The sequence below is a fragment of the Streptomyces luteoverticillatus genome, assembly GCF_003970715.1.
Classification (GTDB): domain Bacteria; phylum Actinomycetota; class Actinomycetes; order Streptomycetales; family Streptomycetaceae; genus Streptomyces; species Streptomyces abikoensis.
Map to the genome: position 1 here is coordinate 4,924,979 of NZ_CP034587.1, position 17,231 is coordinate 4,942,209.

Here is a 17,231-nt window from a genome sequence, read left to right on the forward strand (position 1 = left end):
TCCGCCCGGGGCGGCGGCACTCCCCTGCAAGGACACACCGCCGCCCCGGGTCTCCCCATCCCGCTTCTTTCGAAGGAGCTGTACTGCCATGAAGGCATTCATCGGCGGACATCAGGTCGTCACGGACGACGACTTCCTGGAGCTGTCGCTGGGCACCCCGCTGGAGCTGTGGCTGGGCGCCGACGACGAGAGCCCGCAGGAGCGCGCGGCGCGGCTGGACGCGGCCCGCGACATCCTCGCCGACCAGCCTGAACTCCTCGACACCGTCACCCGCGTGGCGGCCGAGGTCGCCGAGATGGCCGGCGCCTGCATCCCGGACCGGTTCGCCACCGCACGTCTGGGGCGCTCGCGCCGCATCGCGCCCGCCGGGTCCCGGAGGGCAGCGTGATGGCCCACACCCCCTCGACGTCGATCCAGTGCCTGGACGTGCCGCTGAGCCAGCTCCTCGCTGAGCTGCGCGCCTGCCAGCCGAGCCGTGAACTGGCCGAGCAGCGACACCAGTTCCTTGACCTGGACCCGCACCTGATCCGCGAGGACTACACCCGGCCCGCCCGCCTCCCGCGCCCGCGCTCGTCGGTTCCGCCGAGGTGGAGCACGGCGATTATGGTGCGCCGCTGCTGCGACTGGCCCGCGATGCGCAAGGGCGAGGCGGCGGCCCGGTGGATCCTGTTCATCGGGCTCCCGCGTAGCGGGGGGTCCGATGAAGTGGACGAATGGCCCGAGCACCTCTGGCCCGCCTGCCGCCGCGACCATATTCCCACCCTCGCCGAGCGCTTCGACGCGCTCACCGGCTTGGGCTGGAGGGTCGCCCCGGACGCCGAATGGGAGTGGGACGAGGAGCCTGGGAAGACCGGCCACGGGCACCCGGTGGTCGTCAACCTCTTGGCAGCCATCCGCGTTGTCCCGCTCGCGACCCATGAGGGCGGGGTGGCGGGATGACCAGCACGCTCACCACGGTCCTGGCCAGCGCGCCCCTGGCGGCGGGCTGGTCGCTGCACGCCTTATGGTGGCGCCACCGCATTGACCGGGCCCGCCGTGACCCGCTCACCGGCCTTCCCGGCCGCCAGGTCTTCCAGCGCCGGGCCGCCAAGCTGCTGCGGGCTCGTGGGGCGGCGGTGGTCCTGGTGGACCTCGACCGCTTCAAGGCCCTCAACGACACCTACGGCCACGGCGCGGGCGACGCGGTCCTGGCCACCTGCGCGGCCCGGCTGTGCCGCTGGGCCGAGGAGCACGGCGGGTGCGCGGCGAGGCTGGGCGGGGACGAGTTCGCCGCCGTCATCCTCGCCGCCGACAACGACCTGCCGGTCGTCCTCGACGGCCTGTACGTGTCGATGTGCCGGCCGGTCTCCTACCGCGACCGCGCTCTGGTCGTGGGCGCGTCGGTGGGGGCGTATTTCGCCGGGCTGCTGCCCGAGCCTCCGCTGGAGCGGGCGATGCGCCGGGCGGACGAAGCGATGTACACGGCGAAGCGTGCCGGTGGCGGCTGGAACATCGCCGATACCCCCACGCCCGCGATCACGACAACGAACGGGCGCCGTACCGGGCGCCCCGGCACGTCGTCCGGAGGCGGCCGGTGAACGCCGTTCAGATCCGTTCAGCCGAGCGCGCGCTGTCGATCGGCACGTGGCTGATCGTCTTCGGGGCCGTGCTGTTCTCGGTCCTGACCGTCACTCCGCTGATGGCCGCGCACACGCCCGCCGACTGGTCCTGGACGTCCCCGATCCTGCCGCTGGTGGTCGATGCCGCCGTGGTGATCGTGGTCCGTCTGGACTCGGTCCTGGCCCGCCTCGGCGGCCACGGCGGGAAGTGGCCGGTGGCCTTGCGATGGATGACCGGCACCATGACCCTCGCCCTCAACACCGGCGACTCCGCCCTCAAGAACGACCTGGTGGGCGTGGCTGTGCATTCGGTATCGCCGCTCCTGCTGATCGTCACGGCGGAGACCGGTCTGGCCTACCGGCGGGCCATCACCGCGGCCGTGGCCGCTCTGAACGCCCGTGAGCGGGCTGAGGAGGAGGCCAGGGCGAAGGCGGTCGCTGAGCGGGAGGAGGCTGCTGCCAGGAGGCTGCGGGAGGAGCGGGAGCACCAGGCCGGGCTGGCGCGTGAACAGCGCGAGCACGAAGCCCGCCTTGCCCGTGAACAAGCCGAGCGGGAGGAGAAGACCCGGCGCGAGGAATGGGCCCGGGCCGATGCTCGCGAGCGACGCGAGCAGGAAGAGCATGAACGCCGTGAGCGGGAGCGTGAACAGCAGGAGCGCGAGCGCGAACAGCGTGAACGCGAGGCAGCCCAGCGCCGTGTGCGCGAGCAGCAAGAGCGCGCGGAACGCGAGCGCCGTGAACAGCGGGAGCGTGCTGAGCGGGCCGCGCGTGAACGGGCCGCGCTGCTCGCCGCCGGACCGCCGGCCGAGAAGCTCCCCGAGGACCAAGCGCGCTCAGCGGTGCGGGCCGCGCTCGAGGCCCGCTTGCCCGTACGGGCGGCTGCGGACCTGACCGGCTGGTCCGTCGGCTGGGTCTCCCAGCGCTACCAGGAACTACGCGACACCCCCGGCACCCCGAACGATGCCGCCGCCCGCCAATTGGAAGGTGCCGCATCGTGACGGACCGCCTCCACACCACGCCGGGTGAACCGGCCGATCTGCACTGATGGCCGCGCAGCATCGCTTCTACGATCCGGTCGGCGCCCGCTACGGGATCCCGACCTACCCGTGGAGGCTGGCGCCGGAGGGCCTGGCCACTCGCCGTCAGCTCCGCAACCGTGGGCTGCGGCCGGGTGGCCAGCCCATCGCGGCCCAGACCCTGTGGCGATCCCGCCGCTCCAGCCGCGGGCCCCGCAAGGCATACCTGTACCGGCTCGACATGGCCCGGCCGGTTCGCCCGATGACGCCCGCGAAGCACGCGGCGCTGGAGCGCGCCATGGCCGCCCGCCGCACCTGCCCGGTCTGCCGGACGGACGCTGGCTACTGCATCCCGGCCTCACTCGGCATGTGTGTTCCGTGTGCCTACCCCGAGGAACAGTGCACCCCTGCACGCCGTGAACAACTACCGCCCGTTTAGGGCTCGGTGCCCGGCCCGAACGCCGGCCGGGCACCGGGAGGCGCGTGGCCCGGTCCGGGCTGGAAGGAAATCGTTCATGTACAAGCTGACGCCGCGGCACTTTGCCTTTCCCATCGCCGCGTTCGTAGGAGGCGTCCTCGGCGTGGACTACGCCGACGAACTCGCCGCCCACCACGTGCCCTTACTCACGATGGTCGCGTGCTGCCTGTCGATATTCGCCACCGTCTACACGGCGGTCCGCTGGTTCATCGAGGTCCTGTCGGCGACGACGCACAAGTGCCGGGCGGCGGGATGCGGCTTCCGCGTCCGGGTGCCCAGCAACGACCCGGGGGAGAGCCGCCGGTGGCAGGAGATCGCCGCCGCGCATCCCGTCCACGACCAGCCGTATCACCGCGTCTGACCCCACCCCAAGCATCCACGGCCTGTGGCCTGCCGCGCCCCGAGTGCGGCGGGCCACGCCGCGTCTGGAGGTCCCGCACATGCCGTTCTTCGAGATCTTCTCGCCGCTCAAGAGCATCAAGGCCGACCCGGACCAACTGGTCGTCCAGGCCAGCAAGCACCTAGCCCGGGCCGCCCGCCACGAGGAGTGGGACGAGTACCCGCAGATGACCGCCCACGCCAGCGTCGCTACCGCCAAGGTCCAGCTTGCCACCTACCTGCGCACCCACCGGAACTGAGCCGCACAGTGCCAGCGCCCCGGCCCGCTTCCTAGGGCCTGGCCGGGGCGCCTTTCACCAACTCCCCAGAAGAGGAGCCATCCCAGTGTCTGACACGACGCCGACCACGTCACCACCCCCACCGATATCCCCGCCCTCTGACGCGGACGTCCAGGCCGTTCCGATCGAGGTCACGCTCACGCCCGCCGAATCCCCCGCCTCGGGTAAGGGCCCTGCTCGGCGCGCGGTCCGGCCGTTACCTGCCCTGCCCGCCGCCGTGTTCGGCGCGGAGGCGCTCGCGGTCGGCGGCTCCGGCCTCTACGCCGCCACCGGCCCCGTCGGTACCGCCGTGACCGCTGGTGTGGTCGCCACCGCCGGGGCCGCGGCCGCCGTACGCGCGGCGCGCTCCCGTGCCGGTGCCCGAAGGGCCGGCCGCCGGACGGCGGGCGGCTACGGAGCGACGGGCACGGGGCGATGGGGCCGCCGAGGACTCGCCGCCGGGGGCGGCGGGTGGGGTGGCCTGACCGGAGGTCTGGGCCGTCGCCAGGGTGGCCTCCTCGGCTCGGGCCGGTCCGCTCATGGGGCCCGACCTGGGGCCGGGGTGCTGGGCGGTCGCCGTTCGCGTGGGGGGACGGCTGGGCCGTCCAGCGCGGGAGCATCGTCCAGGCAAACGGGCGGTTCGGTGCGAGGCCGAGGTGCTAGGCCGTCTGCGGCCGTCACGGCGCATCGTTCATCGGCGGGTGGCGGCCTCACCAGCGGCATTCGTGGAAGCCGCGGCCCTGTACCGGGTTCGGGAGCGCTCTCGGCCCGGCGGGGTGGCTTTGGCCGTCGTCACGGGGCCGGAAGCGGTGGAGGCGGAGCCATGGGCAGCGGCCGGAACGGAAGGTGGCGCCCCACAGGCGCCATGAGCGGCCGTGGATGGCTCAGCCAGGGCAAGGAGGGCCCCGGGGCCACCGGAACTCGCAGCGCTGCCGTCGGCGGGGTGGCAGGCAAGGGTTCGCGGCCTCGGGGGAAGGCCACGGCAATGACCGCCGCCGCCCTCGGTCGCGCTCGCCGCGCCGGGGCCGGAGCCGCGCGAGCAGGACTCCGGGAGGCCGCGCGTGCCCGCCGGGTCGCCGGTCCGCTGGTCCGTAAGGCGCTCGCCGCGACCCGTGCCGGTCTTCGCCGGACCGCCGCCACGCCCGGTGGGCGTCTCGCCCGGGCCCTATGGCACAAGGCGCGTGCCCGGGCCCGTGACCGGGCCGTTCGTATGGCTCGCGGAGCGGGTGCGGCGCTCGCGGCCGGGCTCGGGGGCGTTCTGGCCCTGGTGCCGGGCTTGCTGCTCGGCACCGCCGCCATGGCCACCGGGGGCGTCCTGCGGTGGGCACGGCAGGTACCGCGCGGGGCGCTGTGGGGAATCCGGTACCTGCGCTGGGGTCCGATCGCCGCCGCTCGTACCTGGGCCTGGCTCATGACCCGTACCCCGCAGGTCGCCACCGACTTTCCCGGCCCGGGCCATTCCGTTGCTGCCCCCGCCGCTCTGGGGAGCGGCTCCCATTTCGGAGGTCACCACGTGAGCCAGTTCGTTCTGCACACCGAGGGCGCACGCGACGCCTACGCCAAGTACGACCCGCCCTCGATGCTCTCGGTCCAGGCCGAGTACAAGGGCCTGCCCGACGGCATCGGCTCGGTCGCTCAGGCCATCTGCCAGCTCGCCATCAACTGCGCTGACAAGTACCCCGTGGACAAGGCCATCGCCGAGGTCGTCACCCGGGTCCAGATCCTGGTCCTGCACGCCGAGGCCAAGGCCAGCGAGGTCTACGACACGTTCGTCAAGGAACACGAGCACGACCTGATGCGCTTCGAGGCGCCGCGCAACAACGAGCACATGTGGAACATCGCCTCCAGGCGCCCGGACGGGAGCCTCCACATGCGGCATTCGGTGTTCTCGCAGGCGTGCGAGGAAGTGCAGCACATCTACACCCGATACGAGCCGGAATCGATGACCCATGTGGCCGCCGAATTCGAGGGCCTGCCGACCGGGCTGGAGAACATCGCCGCTGCCGTGAACTTCCTGGCCGTGAAATCCGCCGACGAATACCCGGTGGAAAAGACCGTCGCCGAGACGGTCGCCGAGGTCCATCAGACGCTCCTGCGCGCCGCCAGCGCCGCGCAGGAACTCTTCCCGCTCTTCCGGCGGCTGCACGCCCTCGACATCCGCCGTCACGAGGACCCCCGCAACGGAGAAGAGAAATGGGACGTGTAACCCCGGCCCTGCGCCTTTCCTGACCGTCAAGGAGTGCTCGAATGAGTAAGTCGCAGTCCCTGGCCCTGGATTGGGGATGGACCGTCACCGCGCCAACCGCCGCCGCGATGGCGGCTGGCGGCGCCTACGGCCTCGCCTCCGTCGGCGCTCTTACCGGCATGCCCCCCGAGTACGCCCTGCTCGCCGCCGGGACCGGTGCGCTGGCTCAGGGCGGCGCGGACTTCTACCAGCGCCGACCCCTGGTCCACGGCATCGCCCGGTGCGCTGCCTGGCTCGCCGCCGGCGGATGGTGCGCTCAGGCCCTGGCGGGCCAGGACGCCCTGACGTGGTCTGCCGCCGGATGGTGGGGCGCCGGCACGGCCGGCGCCATGGTCCTGGCCCGTGGCCTGGTGACGGCGGAGAAGACCGCCGAAGGCGGGCGGGCCGCCCGGAAGCTGCAAAAGTGGGCGAACGGCAAGGCCGGAGAGTGGCAGCGCCGCCTGGCAGACCTCTTCCGCCTGGAAGGCCACCGGGTCGATGGGGTCCGGCGCTGGAAGAGCGATGTCGGCTACACCGTCCGCGTCCAGATGCCCGACAGCACCCCGGACCTCCCCGTCGACGCGCCCCGCAAACTCGCCGCAGCCCTGCGGCTTCCCCGGGGCGGCGGAGTACAGATCACCGACGGCATGGCCTACGGCGAGATACAGATCAACGTCACCGAGAAGGACGTCATGGTCGAAGAACTGCCGCTCCCGGACGACACCACCATCACCACTATCAACGACCCCATCCCGCTGGGCCTCTACACCAACGGCGAAGAGGCCGTAATGAGGCTGCTGGACGACTGCGGACTGCTGGTCGGCCAGATCGGCTCCGGAAAGTCCAACCAGGTCAACGTCGCCAACGCCGGACTCTTGCGCACCAACGACTGCGTGGTGTGGCACATCGACACCACCGGCGCCGGCATCAGCATGCCGTGGCTGCGCTCCTGGGCCATCGACGGCACCAGCGACGTACCGCTGATCGACTGGGTGGCCGACACCGAGGAGGAAGCCCACATCATGCTGGACGTGGCGCGGGAAGGCATCTCCGCCCGCAAGTCCGGCTACCAGGACCTCATGGCCTCGGCGAACGACGACAAGATACCCGTGAGCCCGCAGGTCCCGGCGATCCTGATCGTCGTAGACGAGATCGCCGAACTGCCCATGGCCCTGATGAACAAGCTCGACTCCGTGGTCAACACCGGCCGGGCCGTACGCGTGCGTTCGCTGCTGTGCGGGCTGCGCGCCACGCAGGACACGATCACCGCCGCGATGAAGAAGCAGTCCCGCAATCGCTGCGGGATGCGCGTCTCCGACCCCGAAGAGCTCCATCACCTCTTCGCCTCCGGCGGGACCCGTCTCGACCCCAAGGCCGCCCCGCACCGCGGGTCGGGCTTCCTGTCCGCCCCGGACGAGAACGACGTGATCACCGACCCTGCGCCGTTCAAGGGCTACCGCATCACCCCGAAGCGAACCGACCACCTCGCCCCGCACTTCGCGGGGCGGCGCCCCACGCCGGACGCGGTCCTCCTCGACACCGCGCCGGGCCGCTACTACGCCTCTCGCTGGGCCCGCGTCCTGCCCCGCCTCTACGGGGACCGGCAGCTCGCCGCCACCACCCGCCCCTACACCGACACGGAGGTCCTGCGCCCGCCCCTCGACCCGGTCAATGGACTGCCCCTGACCGGGGCCGACCCCGTCACCAGCACACCCAGCCCCAGCCCGGCCTCCACCGGCACGAGCCCCGGCCCCACCCCGCAGCCGGACGCGGGCGCCCGCATCGGCGGCGCCGCGCTAGCCGCTCTGCTCAACTCCGCGCCCAGGAGCCCCCGCACCGCCACCGCAGGCCACGAGCAGGGGGCCGAGACGGACCGTGATGGGATCACGGCGGACTTCGGGCGGGTCATCGAGCAGACCGGCGGCCCCGCCGACCGGCCCGACCCCGTGCCGGAACTCCTGCGCACCGCCCACGAGACCGTGGTCGCCGCCGGCGGCCGGATGCACACCGCCGACCTCGCCGCCAAACTCGGCCTCGACGCCACCGCCCTGGGCACCGAACTCGGCCGCCTCCTGCGCGCCGCAGGCGTCGAGCGCCCCGGCAAGGGCACCGTCCGTACCGGCGCCGCCAACGAGTCCAAGTCCGGCTACCTCGCCGAGACGCTCGCCGAAGCGATCAGTCACTACCGCAACACACAGTAGTCAAGGGATGTGTGGGGGAGTCGCCTACGCCCACCACACGCAGCCCCCTACAAGCCGTGGGGGTCCCACAGTGCTGTGGGTGGCACTGACCTGCGCGTGGTGGGCGTAGGACCCCCACAAGAGAAGGCCCCCAGAGGCGGCCATGGCGGCGTCAGCGTGCCTCCGCGCGTCCTCGCCGCCCCACCTCCCACACGACCGATTCTCGCTCTCCGTAATCGATCACGCCCGGCACGACGGGCCCGTCCGGAAGGGACCCCATGGCTTTGTCCGTCTCCGTCGTCGTCCTCCTCGCGATCGTCACGCTCCTGTTGCTGCGCTCCGGGCAACTGCGCGTCGGGCACGCGGTGGTGACCGCGCTCCTCGGCTTCTACCTCGCCCAGACCGGCATCGCCCCCGCCATCCACCGGATGGTCGCCAGTTGCGCCACCGCCCTCAGCAACCTCGCCACCTAACCCCACTGCCGGGAGCCCCCATGGACACCACCCGGATCCCCCACGACCCCGTCCTCATCAAGCACCAGCCGCATACCGTCCTGCCCTTGCCGGGTGTGACCGACGACGCCATCTACGCGGCCCGCGTCTGGGACCTGATCCGCGCCGACGAAGCCAACCGCGCCCCCGTCGTCACCGCCTACGCCGCCCCTCCGACCCAACCCGTCCCCGCCCCGCAAGCGCCACCGGTGCACGCCCCCGCCGTGTCGGCCGCGCCGAGTGCGCAGTCGATCCCCTCGTGGGCGAAGACCACCGCCTTGCTGGCGCCCACGATCGGCGGCGGCATCGCCGCCGCCGGATACGGGCTGTCCGCCGCCGCCCCCGGGCTGGCCGCCATGAGCCAACTCCTGTGGCCCATCGCCGCCCTCGCCGCCGCCTGCCCCCTCGCCGGAGCCGCCCTCATCCGCGCCGTCCGAAGCCGTACCACCGAGGCCCACCCCCAGCAGATCACCCAGAACATCCACGCCGGCCTCTTCGGCCGGGCCACCGGCACCATCAATCACCGGTGAAGGAAGGACTTCACATGTCCAACGACCTCTACTGCGACGAGTGCGCCGACTACGACTGCCCGGGCCACGAGCAGTGTGACGACTGCTCCAGCGACATCTGCAACGTGTGCGACGGCTGTTACTGCCCCGACTCGCCCTGCCCGGGCTACGTCGCCCACTACACCGGCGCCGAGTAACGAGGAGATCAGCATGTCGTTCGGAGAGACCCCGATCACCGTGATCGGCAATCTGACCGGCGAACCGGAGCTGAAGTACACGGCCTCCGGGCAAGCGCTCGCGCGGTTCACGATCGCCTCCACGCCCCGGACCTTCGACCGTGAGAGCAATCAGTGGAAGGACGGCACGTCCACGTTCTTCCGCTGCGCGGCCTGGCGCACCCTGGCCGAACACATCGCCGGATCACTACCGAAAGGCTCGCGCGTCGTCGCCTCGGGCCGCATCCGCCAGCACGACTGGCAGACCCCCGAGGGCGAGAAGCGCTCCATGCTCGTCGTGGAGGTCGACGACATCGGCGCCAGCCTGCGCTTCACCAACGTCTCGATCGAGGGCAAGGGCACCCGTACCGCGCCTGCAACGAGCAGCGACCCGTGGAACGCCGTCACCAGTGAACCCGAGACGGGCAGCGGCGCGAAGGCCGACGAGCCCCCGTTCTAGATACGCCCGAGGCGGCGGCACTCCCCTGCAAGGACACACCGCCGCCTCGGCCTCCCCATCCCGCCCGAAGGACAGAACAGGAGAACCCCCAGCATGCCCGAAGTCGGCCCCATCCCGCGATCCCGCCCCCGGCTGTTAGCCGACGGAATCCATGCGACCGGTGGCGACCACCTGCGAACCGCGTTGGCCCTGGCGGAGTCCGGTATCCCGGTGCTGCCACTCCGAGAGGGCAAACTGCCGTTCGGGAACTGCCGGTCCTGCGCCCGCTGCGCTTGTGGCGGGCGGCCCAACATGAAGACCCCGGGCCCTTGCCAGTGCCCCGCCGTCTGCCATGGCTGGGCAGCCGCCACCACCGACTCCACGGTGATCACCTCGCCTGCGTGGACGCCGACGTGGCGCCAGGCTGTAGCGGTGGCCTACCACCCCGGCGGGGCCGGACTGACCGTCGTGGACCTCGACAGCCCGGAAGCCGTGGTGTGGGCGCGCGAGTCCCTGCCGCCGACCCGCGTCGTGCCCACAGCTCGCGGGGAGCACTGGGTCTACCTCGGGGTGATGCCGTCGGCCAATGGCGTGCAGCCCGGCGTGGATATCAAGTCCCTCATGGCCTACGCCCGCTGGCTCGGGCCCGGCACCGGCACCATGGCCGACCTGCCGCCGGCCGTTCGCGCCCTCGCGGAAAGGGAAGAAACCACCCCCGCCCCGGGAAGCGCGAACCGCTCGTCGCCGGAGCGCGCCGCCTGGGACCTGACCGTCGCCACCGGCTGCCGGCACACCGAGACCTACGTCCGAGCCGGTCTGGAGAAGGGACTGGCCCTGGTGCGAGCTCGCACCGAATCCGGAGCTGCCTCACAGGCGTTCGGGGTCGCGTCCTTCCTCGCTGCCCAGCATCGCCGGTGCCCTGGCCCCTGTGGACTGGCCGCCTTGGGCCAGCGGATCGTGGACGCGGCCGTGTCCGTCGGCGTCCCCGAGCCCTACGCCCAGCGGGCCGTGGCCCGCGGATTCGGCGCCGAACGGCGGGGTGCGGCATGACGCCCCAGGAGCGCGGGGGTGGTCTCTTCCACCTCCCCATGAGCCGGTCTCAAGCCGCCGTACAAGCTGAACGCCAGGCGGCCGTGGGCGCCTTTAAGGTCGTCGCCCGTCAGGGCGTCCTTTCAGCTCTTCGTTCTGACGTGCAGGAAAGGAAGACAGCCGCATGACCGCCCAGCCCGACACCGACCTGTGGGCGGGATTCGACGCCATCACCGCCGAGGAGGTGACCGGCCCCGTCTGGGACGAACCGGTCCCGCTCGGCATCCGCCCGGATCTGCCCGGCTTCCCCGTTGACGCCCTGCCCGACTGGCTGGCCGCCATGGTGGCTGCGGTCGCTGAGGAGACCCAGACCCCGGCCGACCTCGCCGGATGCCTGGCTTTGGCCGTCATCGCCACCGCCGCCGGCGGCCGGGCGGTCGTCTGCGTGCGAGGCCGCTGGCGCGAACCGGTCAACATCTACACGGCCGTCGCTCTCGACCCCGGCAATCGCAAGTCCGCCGTGTTCTCCCTGATGACCGAACCGCTCCTGGCAGCGGAGAAGACCCTCATGGAGCTCGCTGGCCCCGTGCGGGCCGAGGCCGAGACCACCGCGCGCCTCGCAAAGGCCGCCGCCGACAAGGCCGCCGCCAAAGCCGCCAACGGCGATCCGAGCATGCGCGACCAGCTCACCGCCGACGCCATCGCCCTAGCCCAAGCCGCCGAAGAGATCACCATTCCCTCCAAGCCCCAGCTTGTGGCCGACGACGTCACCCCCGAGAACCTCGCCACCCTCCTCGCCGAGCAGGAAGGACGCATCTCCGTCCTCTCCCCGGAGGGCGGCATCTTCGACATCATCGCCGGACGCTACAGCGGCGCCCCCAACATGGAGGTCTTCCTCAAGGGCCATGCGGGCGACATGGTCCGGGTCAACCGCCAGGGCCGCGACGCCCAGCACATCGACCACCCCGCCGTCACCATGGGCCTGGCCGTCCAGCCCGAAGTCCTGGAGTCCATCGGGCAGATCAAGGGCGCCGACGGCCGTGGGCTCCTCGCTCGCTTCCTCTACGCCCAGCCCGAATCCCTGGTCGGCAGACGCAACCTCACTCCCGACCTCATCCCCGACGACGTCGCCGAGACCTACACCCGCCGCCTCGGCGGCCTGGCCATGGCCATGAACGGCTGGACCGATCCCGCCCTGTTGACCCTGACCCCCGAGGCCGACGCGGTGATGCTCGCCTACCAGAAGGTCACCGAGTCCCGGATCGGCAAGGGCGGCCCACTCGCCGCGATCGTCAAGTGGGCCAGCAAGCGCGACGGAGCCGTCGCCCGCATCGCCGGGCTACTCCACCTGGCCACCCACCCGGAGAACGGCTGGACCCGCCCGATCGAGGCCACCACCCTCTCCGCCGCGACCCGCCTCGGCGACTACTTCACCGCCCACGCCCAGCACGTCTTCGACGCCATGAGCGCCGACCCGGCCCAGGAAGCCGCCCACCAGGTCCTCACCCACCTCCGGGACTCCCGGTCGGCCACGTTCACCAAACGCGAGCTGTTCCGGCAGCTCTCCCGCGGCGACTTCCCCGCCATGGCCGACCTCGACCCAGCCCTCGCCCTGCTGGAGGAACACGGCTGGCTCCGCCAGCAGCCCCCGCCCCCGCGCACCGGACGTGGCGGCCGGCCACCATCCCCCCGGTATGAGACCCACCCCCGCCTCGCCCAGGGCGTCTGACAGAACCCCCATTGGGCTGACAGAACTGACAGAACCCCCGCCGCAAGCCTCCGACCTGCGGAAACAGCCGTACCAAGGGCTGTGACAAAACCTCCGGAAACTCTGACAGAACCCCGGCGCCCACTGACGGCCCCGGCGTGACAGAACTCCCCTCCAGGAGGTTCTGTCAGAGTTTTCGCGAGTTCTGTCACGACCCAATCAAACGTCAAAACAGCAGGTCACGGGCTTGTGAGCCAGGTTCTGTCAGTTCTGTCAGCGATTCGCCCCGCCTTCACCGCTCGGAACACGAGGAGAACCGGTGCCCAAGCCGTTGGACGAGAACCTGACCATTGACGAAGTGATCGCGGAGATACGGGTTCCGCGCTCCACCTTCTACCGCTGGCGACAGCTCAAGAAGGGCCCCAAGTCCTGCAAGCTCCCGAACGGACAGATCCGCATCAAGCGTTCGGAGCTGAACCGCTGGTGGGCCGAGATGGAAGAGAACGCGTGACCTACCGCAAGAACAGCGAAACCCAGGGCGCCCGCACCGGCGGGCGCCCGCCCGGGCCGGAAGTACCAGAGCCCATCCTTTCCACTGATGTGCGCTTGTGGAAGATCAGCAAGGTCCGGAGCAAGAGGGCCCCGTATCAGCTCCGCTGGACGGTGGCCGGCAAGGTGAAGACGGCCAGCTTCTCCACCTCCACGCTCGCCGACAGCCGTCGTTCGGAGCTGTGGCAGGCCATGCGGCGAGGCGAGGCTTTCGACACGGAGAGCGGGCTCCCCGAGTCCGAGTTGCGGGCTGCGGCCGAGAAGGCGGAAGCCGACGCCAGGCTGGATCCGAACTGGTGGGACTTCTCCCGTGAGTACGTGGCGGTTCGCTGGCGGACCGCGGCGGCGAAGACTCGGGAGGGGCTGGCGGACAGTCTCTCCACGGTCGCCCTGGCGATGGCGGGGGAGGGGCCCAAGGCCCCGACGCCCGAGGAGGTGCGGCGGGCGATGCGCTGGGCCGTCGTCCCCGCACACAAGGACGAGGAGCCCCCGCAGGGACTGCGCGCCGCTTGCGCGTGGCTCGAAGCGCGGTCTCTTCGGCTTTCAGCCCTGTTGGAGTCCAGCGTCGTGAGAGACGTGCACTATCGGCTCTCTTTCAAGCTGGACAACAGCCCGGCCGCCAAGGAGACCTACCGGCGTCGACGTCGCGGATTCAACACGGCCATGGAGTATGCGATACAGGAGGGCTACCTCGACGCGAATCCGCTGGAAGGGATTAAGCGTTCGGAATCTTCCGCGAGCGGTGTGGTTGATCCTCGGGTCCTGGTGAATGAGGTGCAGGGGAGGCAACTGCTCGTAGCTGTTTCATACGTCGGCTCCGTCTACCGAAACCGCGGCCGACGTCTCGTGCCGTTCTTCGGCTGCATGCTCTACGCGGCCACACGGCCGGCGGAGGCGGTCAGCCTGAAGGAATCCCAGTGCTTCTTACCCGAGACCGGATGGGGCACGATCACCCTGAAGGAGACGCGCCCGGTCGCAGGGAAGAAGTGGACGGACTCCGGCGAGCGCCACGACAAGCGCGGGCTCAAGTCGCGGGACGTGGCTGCCGACCGCCCCGTGCCGATACCTCCGGTGCTGGTCGCGCTTCTCCGCCAGCACATCGCGGAATTCGGCGTCGCCAAGGACGGCCGGATCTTTGCCAACGAGCGCGGCGGGCTGCTCGGGAGCTCCAGCTATTGGCGCGTCTGGCAGGAAGCCAGGGAGCTGGCGCTCCCGCCGGACAAAGTGGCGTCATCTCTCGGGCGCCGCCCGTACGACCTTCGGTCTACCTGCATTACCAATTGGCTACGAGCCGGGCTCCCGGTTGCCGAGGTGGCCCGGCGCGCTGGCAACTCACCGGAGGTCATTCACCGGAACTACGTGGGCTGCTTGGACGACAGCGAGGAGGACAACAACAAGAAGATCGAAAAGGTGATGGGTTGGGCGACGGGTGACTGATCGGCTGTTATATCTGTGCCGGGCAAGATGATTAGACGCAGGAGGTCTGTGCGAGTGACAAGGCTGAGGCCTATTGGTATGTCGTTCACAGACAGGATGCGCCCTGCTGATGTCACGATAAAATCGAAGTAGTCGCCTTCGTGCCGCAAAGCACTTCAAGCAAGTGAAGGGGAATCGCGAGAGGAGGGCTTCTCGTGGTCGGGAACTCGCATGGTGTCGGAGGAAACGGACAGGTAGAGCTCAAGCCGTCCTCGGATGGAGTTCGCCTCCGCATGGAGCAGTGGGGCGTTGGGGTGGTGGCTGTCTCCCTTGGGGCGGTGGGTGCACCTCTCGTCTGGGCGGCATTCAATGGCGACCCTGTCCGCTATGCGCATGTCTTCGGTGGCCCTGAGTTCCTTCTCGCGGGGACTGTCGTCATGCTCGGGGGAGCCGTCGAGCTATACGGCAAGCAGCTGCGTCAGGAGCGGCAGCGGGCTCAGCAGCGTGTCTTTTGCATGACCGTTTTCGCTGCGGCCCTGGGCATGCTGGGGTATGCGGCGCGCTACGTCTCCTACACACAAAGTAAATCCGTTGTCGACCCTGACGGCTTTATCCTCTTCTTGTGTAGCGTCGTATTTACTTGGTCGGTCTGCTGTGGCACGGCGGCCGTTCTTCTAGCGACGGGTTGGTGAATCATGTTGCTCGTCTTCATCGCTGTGGGTACGACGCTTGCCGGAGTCGTCTGCCTGTGGACTATCGCGTCAGCTTGGTGGAACGGGCGTCGTGTGTTCGAGGTATCGGGGGCGGCGGCGCCTCCGGAGCCGCCTTCTTCGCCGGGCGCTGCAACTTCCCCGGGGCCCTCCTTCGTGGACGCAGAGCTGACAGACGCTGCTCACGGCGAAGGTATTTCGGTGGAAGTGGAAGAGGAAGGCCTGGAAGACCTCCGTCATGCGGTGGAGGCTGGCGAGGAGCGGGAGATCAAGCTCTCCGTGCGGCCAGAGCCTCCTGTGGCTGCCTGATGGCAGGTGCGGGTCCACGCGCCACTCACGCGTGGCCAGTGACCGACAACGATAAAGCCCCGGACTCAGAGAGACTGAGTCCGGGGCTTCATTTACGGCACTCCTGCAGGTCAGCCGCCCTACGACGCTGGTTGCTGCAAAGTGCCCCCGGCAGGATTCGAACCTGCGCACACGGCTCCGGAGGCCGTTGCTCTATCCCCTGAGCTACGGGGGCGTGTCGGCCGGTTCGCGGTTTCGCTCGCGGCGACGGGTAGAACACTACCAGCTTCTGGAGGGTGTCCTGCAACCTTGATCGAAAAGGGGTGGGAGGAGGGGAGGGGGCGGTCGCTCGGGAGGGGTGGAAGTGGGGAAAACCCGGACGCGGGGGCGGGAGCGCGCCTACTCTCGGGTTGTGCCTGGCTTGTCCGGCCGGGTCCTTGTTGTGGACGACAACAAGGTCATCCGGCAGTTGATCAGGGTCAACCTCGAGCTGGAGGGCTTTGAGGTCGTGACCGCGGCCGATGGTGCCGAGTGTCTGGAGATCGTGCACCGGGTGCGGCCCGATGCGGTGACCCTGGATGTCGTGATGCCCCGGCTCGACGGGCTGAACACGGCCGCCCGGCTACGGGCCGACGCGCGGACGCGGGACATTCCGATCGCGATCATCAGCGCCTGCACCCCCTATGAGATCGAGAGCGGCTGGTCCGCCGGGGCGGACGCGTTCCTGGCCAAGCCGTTCGAGCCGGCCGAGATGGTGCGGCTCGTGCGGAGGCTGGTGGGGTGGCCGGAGGTGGAGGCGGAGGGGGCGCCGGGGGACGCCGAGTCCGTCGTCCGTCCCGCAGGGTGAAACCGGTTCGCGGACCGAGGCACCTTCTCCCCTAGGCTTGCCCTGTGACCCCCGCCGATCTGTCCCGCACCGTGTTGCACACCGTGCGCCGCGCCGTCGAGGACGACGAGCTGCGCGTGCCCGTGCCGGAGCGGGTCAGTGTGCGGGTGCCCCCCCATCCCGGCTGTGGCGACTACGCCACCAACGTCGCCCTCCAGCTCGCCAAGGCCGGCGGTGACGCCCGGGAGATCGCCGGAGTGCTCCGGCGCCGGCTCCTCGCCCAGTCCGGCATCGCCCGCGTCGACATCGCCGGCCCCGGCTTCCTCAACATCACCCTCGACGGCGCCGGTGCCTCGGGCGAGGAGATCGTTCGGGAGGTGTTCGCGGCGGAGTATGAGCAGGATTCGTTGCCGCTGTCGCCGCGCGTAGCAGAGGTCGCCCGGCTCGGTGGTGACGCCGCTCGGTGGAGCGCGGTCTCTCCCCCCGGTCTCGACCGGTCCCTGTTGCTTGTGCAGAAGGACAGCAATCCGCTCTTTCGCGTCCGGTACGCCCATGCCCGGGCCCGGGCGCTCTCGCGCAATGCGCACGACCTCGGGTTCGACGCGCTTCCCGGGGCCGTCGACAGCAGTTCCGGCCCCCTCCTCGGCGCCCTCGCCGACCACGCGCGCGTCAGTGCCGCCCGCGCCCCCGAACGGCTCGCCCGGCATCTCGAGCGGACCGCCGAGGCCTTCCTGAAATGGCAGGCCGCCTGCCCCGTCCTGCCCCGTGGGGACGAGAAACCCTTGGCCGTTCACCGCGCCCGCCTGGCCCTCGCCGAGGCCACGGGCAAGGTGCTGGCCAACGGCCTGACCCAGCTCGGCATCACCGCACCCGCACACCTGTAACAAGGGGATCGCCAG

Annotated in this window: 22 protein-coding genes and 1 tRNA gene; 21 read left to right on the forward strand and 2 right to left on the reverse strand. The window is 70.5% G+C overall.

Annotated features, from left to right (window positions below):
* Nucleotides 1–88 precede the first annotated feature (88 nt).
* The 7 genes from EKH77_RS22055 to EKH77_RS22085 all read left to right on the forward strand — a co-directional run bounded on the left by EKH77_RS22055 (nt 89) and on the right by EKH77_RS22085 (nt 3,730).
* Nucleotides 89–388 (forward strand): hypothetical protein, encoded by a 300-nt coding sequence (locus tag EKH77_RS22055; protein WP_126916053.1) that lies wholly within the window; start codon nt 89–91, stop codon nt 386–388.
* Nucleotides 388–939, forward strand: coding sequence for a DUF6303 family protein (locus tag EKH77_RS22060; RefSeq protein WP_126916054.1), 552 nt, complete (start codon nt 388–390; stop codon nt 937–939). The genes EKH77_RS22055 and EKH77_RS22060 overlap by 1 nt, the downstream gene beginning before the upstream one ends.
* Complete coding sequence (locus EKH77_RS22065; protein ID WP_126916055.1) at nt 936–1,577, forward strand: GGDEF domain-containing protein; 642 nt, start codon at nt 936–938, stop codon at nt 1,575–1,577. Before EKH77_RS22060 ends, EKH77_RS22065 begins: the two co-directional genes overlap by 4 nt.
* Entirely contained in the window at nt 1,574–2,596 is a 1,023-nt protein-coding gene (locus EKH77_RS22070) for a DUF2637 domain-containing protein (protein WP_126916056.1), read from the forward strand. Before EKH77_RS22065 ends, EKH77_RS22070 begins: the two co-directional genes overlap by 4 nt.
* A 46-nt stretch (nt 2,597–2,642) precedes the next feature.
* Nucleotides 2,643–3,053 carry an RRQRL motif-containing zinc-binding protein gene (locus EKH77_RS33920; protein ID WP_126916057.1) on the forward strand — a complete coding sequence of 137 codons (411 nt, stop codon included), beginning with the start codon at nt 2,643–2,645 and terminating at the stop codon, nt 3,051–3,053.
* A 76-nt stretch (nt 3,054–3,129) separates the two neighbouring features.
* The gene (locus EKH77_RS22080; protein WP_126916058.1) at nt 3,130–3,453 is read left to right on the forward strand and encodes a hypothetical protein; all 324 of its coding nucleotides are present in this window, start codon (nt 3,130–3,132) and stop codon (nt 3,451–3,453) included.
* A 79-nt stretch (nt 3,454–3,532) separates the two neighbouring features.
* Nucleotides 3,533–3,730 (forward strand): hypothetical protein, encoded by a 198-nt coding sequence (locus EKH77_RS22085; RefSeq protein WP_126916059.1) that lies wholly within the window; start codon nt 3,533–3,535, stop codon nt 3,728–3,730.
* 235 nt (nt 3,731–3,965) lie between these two features.
* On the opposite strand, the gene EKH77_RS22090 is transcribed toward EKH77_RS22085, so the two are convergent.
* The gene (locus tag EKH77_RS22090) at nt 3,966–4,289 is read right to left on the reverse strand and encodes a hypothetical protein (protein ID WP_126916060.1); all 324 of its coding nucleotides are present in this window, start codon (nt 4,287–4,289) and stop codon (nt 3,966–3,968) included.
* A gap of 669 nt (nt 4,290–4,958) precedes the next feature.
* Here EKH77_RS22090 and EKH77_RS22095 point away from each other — a divergent pair.
* The 12 genes from EKH77_RS22095 (at nt 4,959) to EKH77_RS33070 (ending at nt 15,527) form a co-directional block, all read left to right on the forward strand.
* Nucleotides 4,959–5,954, forward strand: a complete 996-nt coding sequence (locus EKH77_RS22095) for a hypothetical protein (protein ID WP_126916061.1) — start codon at nt 4,959–4,961, stop codon at nt 5,952–5,954.
* 41 nt (nt 5,955–5,995) lie between these two features.
* Nucleotides 5,996–8,173: a hypothetical protein gene (locus EKH77_RS22100; protein WP_126916062.1), complete on the forward strand. Its 2,178-nt coding sequence runs from the start codon at nt 5,996–5,998 to the stop codon at nt 8,171–8,173.
* A gap of 257 nt (nt 8,174–8,430) precedes the next feature.
* The gene (locus EKH77_RS22105; RefSeq protein WP_126916063.1) at nt 8,431–8,625 is read left to right on the forward strand and encodes a DUF2304 domain-containing protein; all 195 of its coding nucleotides are present in this window, start codon (nt 8,431–8,433) and stop codon (nt 8,623–8,625) included.
* Between the two features lie 20 nt (nt 8,626–8,645).
* Nucleotides 8,646–9,173 (forward strand): hypothetical protein, encoded by a 528-nt coding sequence (locus EKH77_RS22110; protein ID WP_126916064.1) that lies wholly within the window; start codon nt 8,646–8,648, stop codon nt 9,171–9,173.
* A 14-nt stretch (nt 9,174–9,187) separates the two neighbouring features.
* Nucleotides 9,188–9,349, forward strand: coding sequence for a hypothetical protein (locus tag EKH77_RS33065; RefSeq protein WP_164737840.1), 162 nt, complete (start codon nt 9,188–9,190; stop codon nt 9,347–9,349).
* A gap of 13 nt (nt 9,350–9,362) precedes the next feature.
* A complete protein-coding gene (ssb, locus tag EKH77_RS22115) occupies nt 9,363–9,827 on the forward strand; it encodes a single-stranded DNA-binding protein (RefSeq protein ID WP_126916065.1) in 465 nt (154 codons plus the stop codon).
* 93 nt (nt 9,828–9,920) lie between these two features.
* Nucleotides 9,921–10,856: a bifunctional DNA primase/polymerase gene (locus EKH77_RS22120; RefSeq protein WP_126916066.1), complete on the forward strand. Its 936-nt coding sequence runs from the start codon at nt 9,921–9,923 to the stop codon at nt 10,854–10,856.
* Nucleotides 10,857–11,019: 163 nt separating this feature from the next.
* Nucleotides 11,020–12,564: a YfjI family protein gene (locus EKH77_RS22125; RefSeq protein WP_126916067.1), complete on the forward strand. Its 1,545-nt coding sequence runs from the start codon at nt 11,020–11,022 to the stop codon at nt 12,562–12,564.
* A gap of 298 nt (nt 12,565–12,862) precedes the next feature.
* Nucleotides 12,863–13,054, forward strand: a complete 192-nt coding sequence (locus tag EKH77_RS22130) for a helix-turn-helix transcriptional regulator (RefSeq protein ID WP_126916068.1) — start codon at nt 12,863–12,865, stop codon at nt 13,052–13,054.
* Nucleotides 13,051–14,529: a tyrosine-type recombinase/integrase gene (locus EKH77_RS22135; RefSeq protein ID WP_126916069.1), complete on the forward strand. Its 1,479-nt coding sequence runs from the start codon at nt 13,051–13,053 to the stop codon at nt 14,527–14,529. Before EKH77_RS22130 ends, EKH77_RS22135 begins: the two co-directional genes overlap by 4 nt.
* 272 nt (nt 14,530–14,801) lie before the next feature.
* The gene (locus EKH77_RS22140) at nt 14,802–15,200 is read left to right on the forward strand and encodes a hypothetical protein (RefSeq protein WP_126916070.1); all 399 of its coding nucleotides are present in this window, start codon (nt 14,802–14,804) and stop codon (nt 15,198–15,200) included.
* A gap of 174 nt (nt 15,201–15,374) precedes the next feature.
* The gene (locus EKH77_RS33070) at nt 15,375–15,527 is read left to right on the forward strand and encodes a hypothetical protein (protein WP_164737841.1); all 153 of its coding nucleotides are present in this window, start codon (nt 15,375–15,377) and stop codon (nt 15,525–15,527) included.
* A gap of 142 nt (nt 15,528–15,669) precedes the next feature.
* Here the strand turns inward: EKH77_RS33070 and EKH77_RS22145 are convergent.
* Nucleotides 15,670–15,741 (reverse strand) — tRNA-Arg (locus EKH77_RS22145).
* A gap of 129 nt (nt 15,742–15,870) precedes the next feature.
* Here EKH77_RS22145 and EKH77_RS22150 point away from each other — a divergent pair.
* Together EKH77_RS22150 and nrtL are read left to right on the forward strand one after the other, a co-directional pair.
* Nucleotides 15,871–16,353 carry a response regulator gene (locus EKH77_RS22150; protein ID WP_126916071.1) on the forward strand — a complete coding sequence of 161 codons (483 nt, stop codon included), beginning with the start codon at nt 15,871–15,873 and terminating at the stop codon, nt 16,351–16,353.
* A 44-nt stretch (nt 16,354–16,397) separates the two neighbouring features.
* Nucleotides 16,398–17,216, forward strand: coding sequence for an ArgS-related anticodon-binding protein NrtL (nrtL, locus tag EKH77_RS22155; RefSeq protein WP_126916072.1), 819 nt, complete (start codon nt 16,398–16,400; stop codon nt 17,214–17,216).
* Nucleotides 17,217–17,231 lie beyond the last annotated feature (15 nt).

What these genes read in the sequence shown, in the direction of transcription:
- EKH77_RS22090 (WP_126916060.1), bottom strand. Translation starts at nt 4,289, where the DNA reads ATGAGCGGACCGGCCCGAGCCGAGGAGGCCACCCTGGCGACGGCCCAG.
- EKH77_RS33065 (WP_164737840.1), top strand. Translation starts at nt 9,188, where the DNA reads ATGTCCAACGACCTCTACTGCGACGAGTGCGCCGACTACGACTGCCCG.
- EKH77_RS22085 (WP_126916059.1), top strand. Translation starts at nt 3,533, where the DNA reads ATGCCGTTCTTCGAGATCTTCTCGCCGCTCAAGAGCATCAAGGCCGAC.
- EKH77_RS22125 (WP_126916067.1), top strand. Translation starts at nt 11,020, where the DNA reads ATGACCGCCCAGCCCGACACCGACCTGTGGGCGGGATTCGACGCCATC.
- EKH77_RS22080 (WP_126916058.1), top strand. Translation starts at nt 3,130, where the DNA reads ATGTACAAGCTGACGCCGCGGCACTTTGCCTTTCCCATCGCCGCGTTC.
- EKH77_RS22120 (WP_126916066.1), top strand. Translation starts at nt 9,921, where the DNA reads ATGCCCGAAGTCGGCCCCATCCCGCGATCCCGCCCCCGGCTGTTAGCC.
- EKH77_RS22140 (WP_126916070.1), top strand. Translation starts at nt 14,802, where the DNA reads ATGGAGCAGTGGGGCGTTGGGGTGGTGGCTGTCTCCCTTGGGGCGGTG.
- ssb (WP_126916065.1), top strand. Translation starts at nt 9,363, where the DNA reads ATGTCGTTCGGAGAGACCCCGATCACCGTGATCGGCAATCTGACCGGC.
- EKH77_RS22100 (WP_126916062.1), top strand. Translation starts at nt 5,996, where the DNA reads ATGAGTAAGTCGCAGTCCCTGGCCCTGGATTGGGGATGGACCGTCACC.
- EKH77_RS22105 (WP_126916063.1), top strand. Translation starts at nt 8,431, where the DNA reads ATGGCTTTGTCCGTCTCCGTCGTCGTCCTCCTCGCGATCGTCACGCTC.
- EKH77_RS22065 (WP_126916055.1), top strand. Translation starts at nt 936, where the DNA reads ATGACCAGCACGCTCACCACGGTCCTGGCCAGCGCGCCCCTGGCGGCG.
- EKH77_RS22060 (WP_126916054.1), top strand. Translation starts at nt 388, where the DNA reads ATGGCCCACACCCCCTCGACGTCGATCCAGTGCCTGGACGTGCCGCTG.
- EKH77_RS33920 (WP_126916057.1), top strand. Translation starts at nt 2,643, where the DNA reads ATGGCCGCGCAGCATCGCTTCTACGATCCGGTCGGCGCCCGCTACGGG.
- EKH77_RS22055 (WP_126916053.1), top strand. Translation starts at nt 89, where the DNA reads ATGAAGGCATTCATCGGCGGACATCAGGTCGTCACGGACGACGACTTC.
- EKH77_RS22095 (WP_126916061.1), top strand. Translation starts at nt 4,959, where the DNA reads ATGGCTCGCGGAGCGGGTGCGGCGCTCGCGGCCGGGCTCGGGGGCGTT.
- EKH77_RS22110 (WP_126916064.1), top strand. Translation starts at nt 8,646, where the DNA reads ATGGACACCACCCGGATCCCCCACGACCCCGTCCTCATCAAGCACCAG.